This window comes from Thermostichus sp. MS-CIW-38, assembly GCF_054058415.1.
The window spans coordinates 1-13,094 of sequence record NZ_JBSSAH010000007.1 but is presented as its reverse complement, the minus strand read 5'-3'; the positions used below and the strand labels follow the sequence as shown (position 1 = coordinate 13,094).

The window sequence follows — 13,094 nt, the reverse complement described above, 5'->3', positions numbered from 1 at the left end:
CTACTCTTGATCCAAGTGAGCTACGGGAGCTTTTTGGGCTTGAGCTGTTCGGCGTTTTTCGCTGCCAAATCGGGCAGAATCAGAGAGAAGCTCGCGAGCAGATTAAAAAAACAGGATACGTTCGTAACAGCGGTGCAGAGCAGTATGTTCAGAGCCCACGACTCTGCCGGTTTGCGCCTTTTGATTGCGGTTGCCCTGTTGCTGGGGAGCATGGCGAGTTGGCGGCAGGATCGCCTTTTGGCAGTGATGGGTCTGGCAGGTGCAGCGGCCATTTCTGCCTTCACCCGTCCGGCCATCTTGGCCTACAACCGTGGTCGAGAACGGTGGCTGAACCGGGATTTGCCGGGGGCTATTGAACAGCTCAGCTTGGCTCTGCAGCGGGATCCCTGCCTGGCCAACGCCTACATTTTGCGGGGAGAAGCCTACTTTGCCCTCGGCCAAGTTCCCCAAGCCTTGGAGGATTTCGGCCAGGCGACCCGGTTGGCCCCACGCCGTCCAGAACCCTATTTTTACCGCGGGCTGATTCGTCAATCTCAGGGGGATCTCCAGGGAGCAACGGCGGAGTTTGCTGAGCTGGTGCGCCTACACCCCAATGTCCCCCACCACCTCAGCTTGGCCAACCTGCTCATGCAACAGGGATCCCTGCCTTTGGCCCTAGCCCACCTGGATGAAGCCATCCGCCTGGATCCCACCTCAGCGCTTGCCCATTCCCAGCGGGCCCGTTTACACAGCTACCTGGGCACCTGGGAGGCGGCTTTGTCCGATTGGTCGCAGGCTATTGACTGGGATCCCAGCCCAGCCCACTACTACCAGCGGGGGGTGACCTACGCCTGTGGTGATTACTTTGACGAGGCCATTGCCGACCTCAGCCGCAGCTTAGAAAGAGAACCCCAGCAGCCCAACGTTCTCTACATCAGGGGCAACCTTCTCTATGCGCTGGGGGAGATCAAAGCTGCTTTGGACGACTACGAGCGGGCCTTTCGCCTGGAAGCGGATATGAACCGGATTGACCTCTCCGACGAGTATGGCTTGTACGGACGAGGGCTGGCCTACTGGAATATGGGAGATAAAGCAACAGCTTTTTCGGATTTGCAGGCAGCTTTGCAGGTCAGCCGCCGACATCACAACCTGGCCTTGGAGCAGCGGGTACGCCGGTCTCTGCTGCAACTTAGCAATCCCGATTCTGCCTAGCGGAATTGACGTTAACTAGCTATTCCTTAGTAGGTGCTTTGCCTGACGCTGCGACTCCACGACGCTGCCGCTGAGGCCCAGATCCTGAATCGCCTGCAGCGGCTGACAGAGTTTTCTGTTCCTGAAGCAGCGGGGGGCTGAGGCCAAAGCAGTAGCCGACATTGCGCACTGTGTGGATCAAGCTGGGCTGGCGCGGATCCCGTTCCAGCTTTTTGCGCAACGAGAGGATATGGGTATCGACGGTGCGAGGGTTATCGGTGGAATCCGGCCATGCTCGCTCTAGTAGCTCTAGACGAGAGACGGGATCCCCATCCGCCTGCACCAGCACCATCAGCAGGCTAAACTCCTGGGGCGTGAGGTCGATCCCTTCCCCGGCCAGGGCAACGCGCCGTTGCACCAGGTCAATTTTGAGATCCCCGTACTGCAGAAAGGTAGGGGGGATATGACGCTGTCGTCGCCGAGCCAAGGCTAGAAGGTGGGCATCCAGCAGTTGCATACTGAAGGGCTTGGTGAGGTAATCGTCCGCTCCTGCCTCCAGGCCGGCGATGATATCCGCCTCGGATCCCCGGTGGGAGAGTAGCAGAATTAACAGATCACATTGGCGATGGGCCCACCGGCACAATTGCAGCCCGCCGCGGTTGGACAGCTCCGCATCCAAAATCAGCAGGTGAATGGGCTGGTGTTGCAGCAGGGTCTTTGCCTGGCGAAGGGTCTCTGCTGCCCAAACTTGGTGTCCGGCCTGTTGCAAATGCCAACACAGCAAGCTGCGCAGATGAGGGTTGCCTTCTGCCAGCAAGATGTGCAAGGGTTGCATGGCTGTCCGGTTGGGATCCCGCCCACATCATAGTGCTCCGCACCGCTGACGCGACAGTGCTATGCCTCCGGCACCCTACCGGGAACCGCACTGCTGTCCCAGTAGATAGCGAGTCACCTTGGACTCCGTCCCGCTAGCGCGAACGGGCAATGCTGTTCGCCTTTGGCAGCGCGCGGCGTTATAGACTGACAATCTCTACCAAGACCAAAGGGCTCTGCACTGCTGACGCGATGGCCAATTCTCTCCCCCCCATTTCCGAGCGCAAACAGGATCACCTGGACATTGTTCTGCAGCAGGATGTGGCTGCCAAAGGGATCCGCACCGGCTTTGAGCGGTTTTTCTTTGAGCACGTGGCGTTGCCGGAGCTGCTGTTGTCGGAGATCGACCTGAGCTGCGAGTTCTTGGGAAAACGCCTACAGGGACCCCTGCTCATCAGCAGCATGACGGGGGGGACAGAGGCTGCCCATGAGCTAAACCGACAACTGGCCGCCGCTGCCCAACAGTTGGGCATTGCCATGGGGGTGGGATCCCAGCGGGCAGCCTTGGAACATCCAGAGCTGGCCCGGACTTACCAGGTGCGCCAAGTGGCCCCGAATATTCTGCTGCTGGCCAACCTGGGTGCCGTTCAGCTCAACTACGGCTATGGGTTGGAGCAGGCGCGACGGGCGGTGGAGATGATCGAGGCGGATGCATTGATTCTGCACCTCAATCCTCTCCAGGAGGCGGTTCAACCCCAAGGGGATCCCGACTGGCGTGGATTGTATGGCCGCATCGAACGGTTGGTGGCGCAGTTACCGGTGCCGGTGGTGGTGAAGGAAGTGGGCAATGGCCTCAGTGCCAAAGTAGCCCAGCAGCTGGCCGAATGCGGCGTGGCAGCCCTGGATGTGGCGGGGGCGGGCGGCACCAGTTGGAGCGAGGTGGAGGCCCATCGCCAACCAGATGCTCTCAAGAAACGCATCGCCCACAGCTTCAGGGACTGGGGGATCCCAACGGCTTTGTCCCTGCTGGAAATTCGTCGCCTGCTGCCGGACTTACCCCTGGTGGCCAGCGGCGGCATCCGCAATGGCATCGACGCGGCCAAAGCTATCCGTCTGGGAGCCGATGTGGTGGGTATGGCCGCCCCCGCTTTACACGCCGTCTCCCAAGGACAGATGCAGGCAGTGGTGGACACCTTTCGCGCCGTGATCGAGGAGCTGCGCATTGTTGCCTTTTGCACTGGATCGGCCAACTTGGCTCGGCTGCGACAAGCTACCCTGCGGCGGCAGGATACTTGGGATCCCTTGCCCTAAACTCCAAGCACTTGCCACAAACTGAGGGTCAATACCAGAGCCCCCAGATGATAGGGCCACTGTATGCTTTGTCGAGATGCTTTGTCGAGCTATTTTGCCGGTCAGCACCCAGGAGAGAACCAGAGCCAAGATAGCGTGGATCCCTGGAAAAACCGAATCACCGCCCGGTAAACCTGCCAGAGATAGAAAGAAGGGATCCCGGCTGGGAGAAAGTTGCTCAGGTTACCAGCAGCACCTAACCTGCCTCCATCTGGACGGTCAAGGCAAGTGCAATTGTCGGCTAATCCGCACCATCGGCCCCAGTCCCAGTCCCGTTGGGTTCAAAGCCTGCATCTCAAACAAGGCCAGAATGTGGCGCACTTGCAGCTCTGGGCGCGTAGAATTCACCCCCATCGCCACCACCAAGCCGCAATAGCCACCCGTATCCCGGCAACGCCGCTCCCAGCGCTTGCGAGCCATGGAGTGAACGGGATCATCTTCGGGAAACTCTCCAAACAGGTGCAGATCGCGATTGCCCGTTTGCACAATTTCCAAGTCGTAGCGATCGCCATCGAAGGGATCCACCCCTGTGTTGAAACAAACGCCCTGGGGCCCGCCTTCCCCACGCAAATTCTCGATGAGCTGCTTTGCTTTTGATCGAGAGGTGCGCACAATCACCACCGGCAGCCCTTCTCCATTTTTCACCAGCTTGCTTTGGGGGAGGGGATGCCATTGCCCCGTGCGACGCAGCATTTCCACCGTTGTCCACGGCAAGACCCCCAGGCCTATCTGCGCGCCCTCGGGCACCAAATCATCCCGCAGCAGGGTTTGGGCAGGTTCTTCCGCCTCCCCTTCCAGCTGCAGCAGCTCTTCAGCCACGTCCGGCAGGGTGCGCACCTGCACCGAAAGGGTTGCTCCCTTCTCTTGGGGATTGGGAATGCGGTACCGGCCTTGATAGGAGCGAAAGTCATCTTCCAGCTTGCGGTGGTACTGCTTGAAGAAGCGATGCAAGGCTTCCAAGGCCACCGATAAGGCCGCCGCCTCGTCCTCCTGCAAAGTCACGCGCAAGCCTTCCAGGGGGTGAATGGTGCCGAAGTTCGGCTCAACTTCCTCAGGATCCAACTCTGCCAAGTCCAGATCCGGCAGTTCGTTAAGTTCAGGATTACCAGCTTGGAATGTGAGATAGAGACAATCTTGTCTGAGGAAGGCTTCCTCCATCTCTTCGGGAGTATCCGGCTGGCCCGCATCCTGGCGAAACTGTTTGAGGGAGGGCAGCGAGCGATAGAAAAGTACCCCATACTCCATGCCCAACCGCCCCATCACCGAGACATAAAGGGTTTGGATGTCCCAGTGATCTAGGTCGATGGCCAAGATTTGGTGATCCTCTAGGTAATCCCAGGGAGCATCTCGCCAGAGGGTGAGGGCTTTGCCGGCCAGCAACTCAACATAGTGTTCCGGCAGAGGGGGAGGGATCCGTTCGTTGGCCTCTTCAAAGCTCTGCAGGATCTCGTCGATCAGAGGCAATTCCGGCTGGCATTCCACCTTAATGTCCAGCTGGTGCAGAATGCCGCGCAAGAAAAATTGCACCTCTCGATCCCGCACGATGATCTTCTGGGGGCGAGCAGGTGAGGCAGCATGGGGCCGCTCCATGGCCACAATCAAGGTTCGCACCATCGGCTCAAAGCCAGAATCGGCGGGCACCACTTCCATGGCCCGTACCACGCCCTGAACGCCATCTACCCAAAGAATGCACTCCCCCTCCGTTTGGGATCCCATGGGTGACGATCCTGAGAGCTTGTGGCGATCCCCTTCCCACACCGAGGGCACCTGGGGCAGCTTTTGCAATCGACGAACCGTAGCGGCTGGGAGACCGGACATAGACATCCAAGGAGAATCAGGAGCATGACTCTAGTCAATAATAAGCTCAACTATACTGAAAATAATGTATAATATGTTCAGTACGGATTACTACCAGTTGATCTTTCTGTTTACTTTCGAGTCTGCCAACATGGTAGCCAAAGCAAAGCAGAAAATTGGTAGTAAGACGACACGGAAACTGCGCTTTGGGTATTCTACTCAAAGCTTTGCGGGATACCGCCATTCTGGTTGGAAACAAACAGAATGCTATCGCTGCATAGTTGAACAGTGATGTTCAGCAGTGTTCAGCGTAAATGTATCAGAACAACCCAATCGGCTGAGTAGGTATGCCAAACTGAGCAGGGATCGGCCTTGGCCTCCTGTCAACAAGACCCAGGGATCCCGCTAATGCCAATCTAACCACCAGTGTAGAAGCTGAGTTCGGCTTCAGCGAGAGGAGACAGCAGAGCCAAGTTCCATGGCACCAGAAGCTGATGGTCAGATTCGAACTGACGACCGCTCGATTACAAGTCGAGTGCTCTACCAACTGAGCTACACCAGCAATTTCTGCTCACCGATTCTAGCATTTGTCCCCTGCGAACTGGGGCTCGCAGGGAAGGACGCCCAGCCGACTTCACGAGTCAGCTACTGCTGATCCACTGCCGGGCGAGCAATGGGAGCCAGGTAGATCACCAAAGCCCCTGCCAGAAACCCCAAGACGTTGCGCAACACCGGGATCCAATCCTGCGTGCGTGTGACCACCGGCCCGATACCGAAGGCCCCGAACAGAATGAACCACAGGGGAGAAATGAGCAAGGCCCAACGCCAGTTAAACAGCTCCTCCGCATGGCGGGGCTTGCCGGCAAACCCGAAGACAATCCCGCCCAAAATCGAGGTCACCAGCGTTAGGATCCACTGCTCTTGAGGCAGGCCGGGCACCACACGGCAGCCCCCCTGATGAAAGCAGCGATCCAAAACATCAACGGTCTCTAAGATGGCGCGGTGGGTGCCGTGCTCCCGCACGTAGAATTGATTGCCAAAGCGAGATTGCAGCTCAATCCAAAAGGTACGTGGCAAGATCTCGCGCACAGCATCCCCCACATTAAACGCCAGCAAGTTGCCCCCCCTGGGATCCGCCACCATCAGAACGCTGCGCTCATTCAAGCCCCAGTACTCTTTCACCTGACGACCCGGTGTTTGGTCGAACTGAGTCAGCACCCGCAGCTTCCAGCCGGTGTCTTGCTCTAACTTGTTCAGATGCTGGGCCAGTTGAGCTTCCTGATTGCTGGTCAACTGATCCGCCAAGTCCAAGACCGGCACGGGCGGCTGAGGCAGCTCCATCGGCACCACCGGCAGGGCAGGTTGCGCCCAGGTCAGGGATCCCCCACCCACCGCAATCAACAGCCCAAGGCAAAAGCCCACCCCAACGCGGAGTATCCGTTGCCACTCGATGCTCATGCTGATCCCTCTCTTAGCTTTGACGCTGAGATACTGAGAAATGATGTTAAGAAATATTTCAATTTCTTATAGATCTATCATGCACCGGAACAAGACGTTTGGCCAGAGGGATCCCGAGGAAGCAGCGGTGGCGAGGGCGATGTTTATATCAAGCTGGGGCTGAAGGTGCCGGCAGGGTCAAATTGCTGCTTCAGCTTGCGCATTAGGCTGGCAACCGGGCCAAAGTCATGGGCAAGAGCCTTCTTCAGAGCCGGCGGCGCCTCCAGAAGCAGGAGAAATCCGCCTGCGGACTTGAGGTAGCGTTGCAGTTGCATTAGGGATCCCACTTCTGGCTGAACCAGCCAAGCCCGCCCTAGCCCACAGCCTCGGTGCAGTTGCACCTGAGCCCCAGGGAATAGGGTTTGAAACTGCTCCAATGTTGCCAAGCTCTGACTGGGCAGGCACCCGAACTTGGCCAGCACCGCCCCTGAGCCGGGTTGAGGCAGGGGCAGAGAGCCGGGATTCACTTCCTGCAAAGTCAGCCCTGCAGGGGCCAGCCGCCGCGTTTGGGCCATCTGTTGGGCGATTGCTCGCTCCGATCCATGAAAGCTGAGCCAAACCTGGGATCCCTCTGCCCTTAGCCAGAGATCCACCCCCACAGGGTTAACCGGGCCGGTCAGCACCTGCTGACACAGGACCTCCAGCTCCGGCAAAGATCCTATGGCCAGCAAAGCAGACTGAGCTGCCGGCAACGGGTAAAGCCGTAGGCTCACCTGGGTCAAAATTCCTAGGCTGCCCAGGGATCCAGTGAACAGCTTCATCAGGTCATAGCCGGCAACATTCTTAACAACCCGCCCGCCCGCTTTGGCCACCTCCCCATCCGCCCGCACCCAGGTCATGCCCAGTAGCAAGTCGCGGATCCCACCGTAACGCCAGCGCAGAGAACCTGTATCGGCAGTGGCAATAATGCCCCCCAGGGTAGCCCGCTCCGGATAGAGGGGATCCACCGGCCACCATTGCCCCCGCTCGGCCAAGATGTGTTGCAGTTCCGCCAAAGTCATGCCAGCTTCCACCGTGACGGTGAGATCAGCAGCCGCATGGTCGATGAGCCGGCGTAAGCCGCGCGTGCTGAGAACCAAATCCACCGGCTCCACAGAGTGGGCCCAGCCCCACTTGCTCCCCTGCCCCAGCGGCAGCACTTTCCGCCCTTGGCACTCCTTTAAGATTCCGGCCAATTCCGAGACCGTTGATGGAGTCTGGATCGGCAAGGGATCCCCTGGATCAGATAGCAAGGTCGCCAGTGAATGGGGAGAAGACATTGGGGAAAGCGAAGCAGAGATTAAACAGAAGCAGAGATTAAAGAGAGAAAACCTGTCCAAACCAGCCCAATTGCGGGGTTATCCCACCCTACCTCAGTCTACAGCCAGCAAAAATCTCAGCTTGGAGAGATGACCCTCAACCAGAGCCAGCCTTCAATGTGGTACCGCCCTTACACAGGTTTGCCGAAAATCTCGGAACCAAAGCTCCGCCTCGTCACTGCTCACCCTGAAAGATCCTGAAGAGATCCATAAGTCTACACAACTTTCTTTCCCCCGCAAACTAGTATTTGATAGCGGTGGGAAGTCCGTGCACAGCGGATCGGGCTCCATAGGCAAAAATTTTGTAAGCCCTGTAAGCAATGTAAACAAAAACAAAAAACGGCAACAGTAGAAAACGTAGTCTGCAAACGCTGTGGGCGGATTGTCTGCTAGGGTAGATGCTCTCTGTATTGGGGAAAAGCAGTCGTGAGTGCGATTAGCAACATCATCTTGGTGGGTATGGGGATCCTCCTGACCCTTGCCAGCCTTTGGTACGGGCAAAACCACCATCTGCTTCCCGAATCTGCTGCCGAATCAGCCCCCTTGTTCGACAGCCTCTTTAACAGCACCATAACCATTGCCACAGGGATCTTTTTGGTGGTACAGGGAGTGCTTCTCTACTGTATTGTCCGCTACCGCAAGCGGCGAGGCGACAAAGGCGACGGGGATCCCAGCCACGGCAATGTGCTGCTGGAGATCGTGTGGACGGCGGTGCCGGCGGTGATCATTCTTTGGTTGGGCTTGGCCAGCCTAGATGTCTATCAAGCTGTTTACGGGGGTGCTCACGTCGGCGGCCATATCCACGCGGCCATGGCGATGGAGTCTTCCCACGAAGCTGAGGCGGGGGATCCCGGCTACGCCTACACGCCTGCGGTGCTACCCGGGAAGGAAATGGGCCAGCCGGATCTGGTCGTTCAAGTGCAGGGCATGCAATATGCTTGGATGTTCACCTACCCGGATTCCGGCCTGGTGGCCAGCGAGCTGCACCTTCCTCTGAACAAGCGGGTGCGCTTGGATATGACGGCTCTGGATGTGAACCATGCCTTCTGGGTGCCGCAATTTCGCCTCAAGCAGGATGTGATCCCGGGCCGAGAGACCCACCTGGAGTTTGTGCCCACTCAACTGGGGCAGTACCCTATCATCTGCGCAGAGCTGTGCGGCCCCTATCATGGGGTGATGGCAGGGCAATTGTTTGTGGATACGCCGGAAGACTTCGAGCGCTGGCAGCAGGAGCAAGTTTTGGCCGCCCGTGGCGAGGGCAGCACCTTGGCCCTCGTTTCAGATTTCTCGCCAGTCCATCCCTCTCCTCGGCCAGGCTCCCCTGAGGCCGAGTCTGCCTTTGCCCATGTCCACCACCAGCGTTTGGGCGTCTCCCCCTCAGATTTGAAGTCTCTCCAGTCCCATTCTGGATCCCTTCCTTCCGCAGGCTAGCCGGGATCCCTGACGCCCCTTTGGCCTGCGCTTGTGGGAACAACATTCTGCCAACGCGATATAGGAGCTTTTGTGCAATGACCCAGCTGCAAGACAGCTCAAGACTTGTTGCTGCACCGAAGGTTGAACTTGAACTTCCTGCTGAGCCTTGGTGGCGCTTCTTTACCTTCTCCACCGATCACAAGGTCATCGGGATCCAGTACTTGGTGACCACCTTTTTCTTCTACTTGGTGGGAGGGGCGCTGGCGACGGCAGTACGGGCAGAGCTGGCTACTCCAGAGGCCGACTTTCTCGGCTTTGAGCGGTACAACGGTGCCTTTACCCTGCACGCCACGATCATGATCTTTTTGTGGATCGTGCCTGCTTTGGTGGGGGGCTTTGGCAACTACCTAGTACCGCTGATGATCGGGGCGCGGGATATGGCCTTCCCCAAGCTGAATGCAGTGGCCTTTTGGCTGGTTCCGCCCACAGGGATCCTGCTTTTGGCCAGCCTGTTCATAGAGGCTCCGGCTGCCGGCTGGACTTCCTACCCCCCCCTCAGCTTGATCAGCGGCAAGGTGGGGGAAGAACTCTGGATCCTGAGCATTTTGTTGGCAGGAACCTCTTCCATCCTGGCGGCGGTTAACTTCATCACCACCATTCTGAAGATGCGCATGCCCGGCATGAAGATGGAAGACATGCCGCTGTTTTGCTGGGCCATGCTGGCAGCATCTATTCTTACCCTCATTGCAACACCGGTTTTGGCCGGTGCATTGATTTTGCTTAGCTTTGACCTCTTGGCAGGCACGGCCTTTTTCAACCCCAGCGGCGGCGGGGATCCGGTGGTGTACCAGCACATGTTCTGGTTCTACTCCCACCCGGCGGTGTACATCATGATCTTGCCGGTCTTTGGCATGATCTCCGAGATTTTGCCGGTGCATGCCCGCAAGCCCATCTTTGCCTACAAGGCCATCGCCTACTCCAGCTTGGCCATCTGCTTTTTGGGGTTGATCGTCTGGGCGCACCACATGTTCACCAGTGGCACCCCTGACTGGATGCGGGTGTTCTTCATGATCGCCACCATGGCCATTGCCGTTCCCACTGGGATCAAGGTGTTTAGCTGGCTGGCCACTTTGTGGGGCGGCAAAATCCACTTCCGCTCGGCCATGCTGTTTGGCATGGGTTTTGTCTCGATGTTCGTGATCGGCGGCTTGAGCGGGATTATCCTCGCCTCGGTGCCTCTGGATATCCACGTTCACGACACCTACTTTGTGGTGGCCCACCTACACTACGTGTTGTTTGGCGGCAGCGTCTTTGGGATCTATGCCGGCATCTACCACTGGTTCCCCAAGATGACGGGGCGCATGTTGAATGAGTTTTGGGGGCGGGTACATTTTGTGCTGACCTTCGTCGGCTTCAACATCTGCTTTCTGCCGATGCACAAGCTGGGCCTGATGGGGATGCCCCGCCGGGTGGCCCAGTACGATCCCCAATTTGCCGACCTCAACTGGATCAGCTCGGTGGGGGCCTTTGTTCTGGCCATTTCCACCCTGCCCTTTTTGGTTAACGCCATCTACTCCTGGGTGGCCGGGCCAAAAGCTGGGGATAATCCTTGGCAGGCCCTGACACTGGAGTGGACAACTTCTTCTCCCCCGCCCCATCACAACTTTTATGGGGATCCCATTTTGCTGACCGGCCCCTATGACTACGGTTTGCACAGCAAGGAGACGCTGGACTACTTTGCTGCTCAGTTGCAAACCTTGCGGGAGCTGGCGCTGGCAGAAGCGGAGCCTACTTCTTCTTAGCAGGCCGGATGCCCGGTGGGCGGCTGATCCCCTGCTCACTGGGTATTCCAGTCTTGGCTGGGCTGCTTGTACAGCCTCAAGAAGTCTCAGGAATTCAGGAATTTAGGTGGAAAGGAATATGCAAGGATCCCTTGCCTCTGAAACGCTGATGGTTGGCCACTCAAGGGCCCACACTGCCCATGCTGAGCACCCAGATCATCGCGTCTTTGGCATCTTGATGTTTTTGGTGGCAGAAGGCTGTCTTTTCCTAGGGCTGTTCATGGCCTACCTGGCCTATAGCCTCACCGCCCCGGTGTGGCCGCCGGAGGGAACCCCAGAGCGGGAATTGCTCTTGCCCGGGATCAACACGGTGATTTTGCTCTCCAGCAGCTTCGTCATTCACAAAGCTGGGTCGGCCATCAAGGCCGATGATGTCAGGGGTCTGCGGCTGTGGTTTGCCCTCACAGCGCTGATGGGGGCGGTTTTCCTGGCAGGGCAACTCTATGAGTACAGCAACCTGGAGTTTGGCCTCACCACCAATTTGTTTGCCAGCACCTTCTATGTTTTAACGGGGTTTCATGGTCTCCACGTGATGGCAGGGTTGCTGTTTATTCTGGCAGTGCTCTGGCGCTCCTTTAAACCCGGCCACTACAGCGCTCAACATCATTTTGGCGTCGAAGCTGCCGAGATCTACTGGCACTTTGTGGATGGGGTTTGGATCGTGTTGTTTATTCTGCTCTACTTGCTCTGAGCTCGGCCTTCACCCAATATAGCCACGATTTGGATCAGCGCTTCTTGAAAGGCATCTCGTTCCGGCTGTCCTTGCTTGAGGTTGTATTCCAATTGCAAAAGCTGCTGCATTGCTTTCAGTAAAGCTGTGGTCTTCAGGGATCCCACCTCTTTTTGCAGAAAGTAAACCCGGTTGGGATTCCCGATTTCTGCTTTCTGGGCGATGACTTTGGGATCCCGTTCTCCCTGATCCAGCAGCAGCCGCACCCATAGCCAGGTGCGAAATTGGCCTACCAACACCGCCAGAATCCTCAGGGCCGGCTCGTTGTGATCCAGCAGATGGGTCAAGATGCGTAGGGCTTGTTCCAGATTCCCTTTGCGCAGGGATCCCGCCAATTGAAAGCTGTTGTAGGCGCTGGCGGGAACTAACGCCTCGACTTGTTCAGGAGAAATGGGATCCTGTTGACCTGCCGTAAACAGGGCCAGCTTTTCCAATTCCATCGCCAAGCGACGGGAGTCATTGCCCACTGCCTCGGCCAATTTCTGGGCGGCTGCCGGGCTGAGGGCCAGATCCCGTTGTTCAGCTTCCCGCTGCACCTGCTGGAGAATGCCCTCCTCATCCCAAGGGGCCAGTTGCGAAAACTCGCGGACAATGGCCGTTTTTTTGAGGATTTTGGTGGATTTCAGGCGCCCATCGGGTTTATTGCTGGTGGTCAAGAGCAGATGGGTGGTAGGGGGTAACTGGGCCAAGGTTCGCTCCACTTCTTCCCACAGATCTTCCGGGCAATGTTGGGTGAGTGTTGTCTCTTCCAGCCAAACCAAGCGGGCGGTGGATCCCAGCGGCGGGGTCATGGCTTGGTTGAGCCCGGCAATCGTGGATTCCGGCGGCAGGCGATCGTAGTTAAAAGCTGCCCAGTGGGGATCCAGCACTTGGTCGCGCAACTGCTGCACCGCCTGCATCAGGCGATAGGTGTCATCTCCCCAGTACAGGTAAACGGGCACGCTTCGACCGAGTGATTTACGAGATGCTTTTCCCCTACTTCCTCCATTTTGCGTAAGCCAGCTCCCCTTGTCTAAGCGGTTTGGCCGGGATCCCTGCTCAACTTGGTGGAGGGAGTCAGTCCAAGTAAACTACCCGACACCCGCGCTACGCGCAGGGTGCGGGCTTTATCCCAATCCCTAGCGGCCCCAGAGGACAGCTAAGTTTCGGAATTTCAGGCGAGTTTACAGTCGCCCCAAGGAGAGA

Annotated in this window: 10 protein-coding genes and 1 tRNA gene; 5 read left to right on the top strand and 6 right to left on the bottom strand. The window is 57.7% G+C overall.

Annotated features, from left to right (window positions below; all coding sequences use genetic code 11):
- Nucleotides 1–144 precede the first annotated feature (144 nt).
- A complete protein-coding gene (locus ACVWXZ_RS04100) occupies nt 145–1,191 on the top strand; it encodes a tetratricopeptide repeat protein (RefSeq protein WP_457403038.1) in 1,047 nt (348 codons plus the stop codon).
- Nucleotides 1,192–1,210: 19 nt separating this feature from the next.
- Here ACVWXZ_RS04100 and ACVWXZ_RS04095 read toward each other — a convergent pair whose 3' ends face one another.
- Nucleotides 1,211–2,005 carry a response regulator transcription factor gene (locus tag ACVWXZ_RS04095; protein WP_457403039.1) on the bottom strand — a complete coding sequence of 265 codons (795 nt, stop codon included), beginning with the start codon at nt 2,003–2,005 and terminating at the stop codon, nt 1,211–1,213.
- A gap of 230 nt (nt 2,006–2,235) precedes the next feature.
- On the opposite strand from ACVWXZ_RS04095, the gene fni reads away from it, so the two are divergent.
- The gene (gene fni, locus ACVWXZ_RS04090; protein WP_457441590.1) at nt 2,236–3,294 is read left to right on the top strand and encodes a type 2 isopentenyl-diphosphate Delta-isomerase; all 1,059 of its coding nucleotides are present in this window, start codon (nt 2,236–2,238) and stop codon (nt 3,292–3,294) included.
- 258 nt (nt 3,295–3,552) lie between these two features.
- Here the strand turns inward: fni and ACVWXZ_RS04085 are convergent, their stop codons facing one another.
- The 4 genes from ACVWXZ_RS04085 to ACVWXZ_RS04070 form a co-directional block, all read right to left on the bottom strand.
- Entirely contained in the window at nt 3,553–5,151 is a 1,599-nt protein-coding gene (locus ACVWXZ_RS04085) for a DUF6930 domain-containing protein (RefSeq protein ID WP_457403041.1), read from the bottom strand.
- 468 nt (nt 5,152–5,619) lie between these two features.
- A tRNA-Thr gene (locus tag ACVWXZ_RS04080) sits at nt 5,620–5,692 on the bottom strand.
- 83 nt (nt 5,693–5,775) lie between these two features.
- Nucleotides 5,776–6,588: a TPM domain-containing protein gene (locus tag ACVWXZ_RS04075; RefSeq protein ID WP_457411311.1), complete on the bottom strand. Its 813-nt coding sequence runs from the start codon at nt 6,586–6,588 to the stop codon at nt 5,776–5,778.
- Between the two features lie 143 nt (nt 6,589–6,731).
- Nucleotides 6,732–7,859, bottom strand: a complete 1,128-nt coding sequence (locus ACVWXZ_RS04070; RefSeq protein WP_457482195.1) for an FAD-binding oxidoreductase — start codon at nt 7,857–7,859, stop codon at nt 6,732–6,734.
- Between the two features lie 492 nt (nt 7,860–8,351).
- Here ACVWXZ_RS04070 and ACVWXZ_RS04065 point away from each other — a divergent pair, with 492 nt between their 5' ends.
- From ACVWXZ_RS04065 to ACVWXZ_RS04055, 3 genes are all read left to right on the top strand, one after another.
- A complete protein-coding gene (locus tag ACVWXZ_RS04065) occupies nt 8,352–9,356 on the top strand; it encodes a cytochrome c oxidase subunit II (protein WP_414399827.1) in 1,005 nt (334 codons plus the stop codon).
- Between the two features lie 77 nt (nt 9,357–9,433).
- Nucleotides 9,434–11,140 (top strand): cytochrome c oxidase subunit I, encoded by a 1,707-nt coding sequence (gene ctaD, locus ACVWXZ_RS04060; protein WP_457482194.1) that lies wholly within the window; start codon nt 9,434–9,436, stop codon nt 11,138–11,140.
- A gap of 118 nt (nt 11,141–11,258) precedes the next feature.
- Nucleotides 11,259–11,870: a cytochrome c oxidase subunit 3 gene (locus ACVWXZ_RS04055; protein WP_011434242.1), complete on the top strand. Its 612-nt coding sequence runs from the start codon at nt 11,259–11,261 to the stop codon at nt 11,868–11,870.
- Here ACVWXZ_RS04055 and holA read toward each other — a convergent pair.
- Entirely contained in the window at nt 11,858–12,850 is a 993-nt protein-coding gene (gene holA, locus ACVWXZ_RS04050) for a DNA polymerase III subunit delta (protein WP_457482193.1), read from the bottom strand. The genes ACVWXZ_RS04055 and holA overlap by 13 nt on opposite strands.
- Nucleotides 12,851–13,094 lie beyond the last annotated feature (244 nt).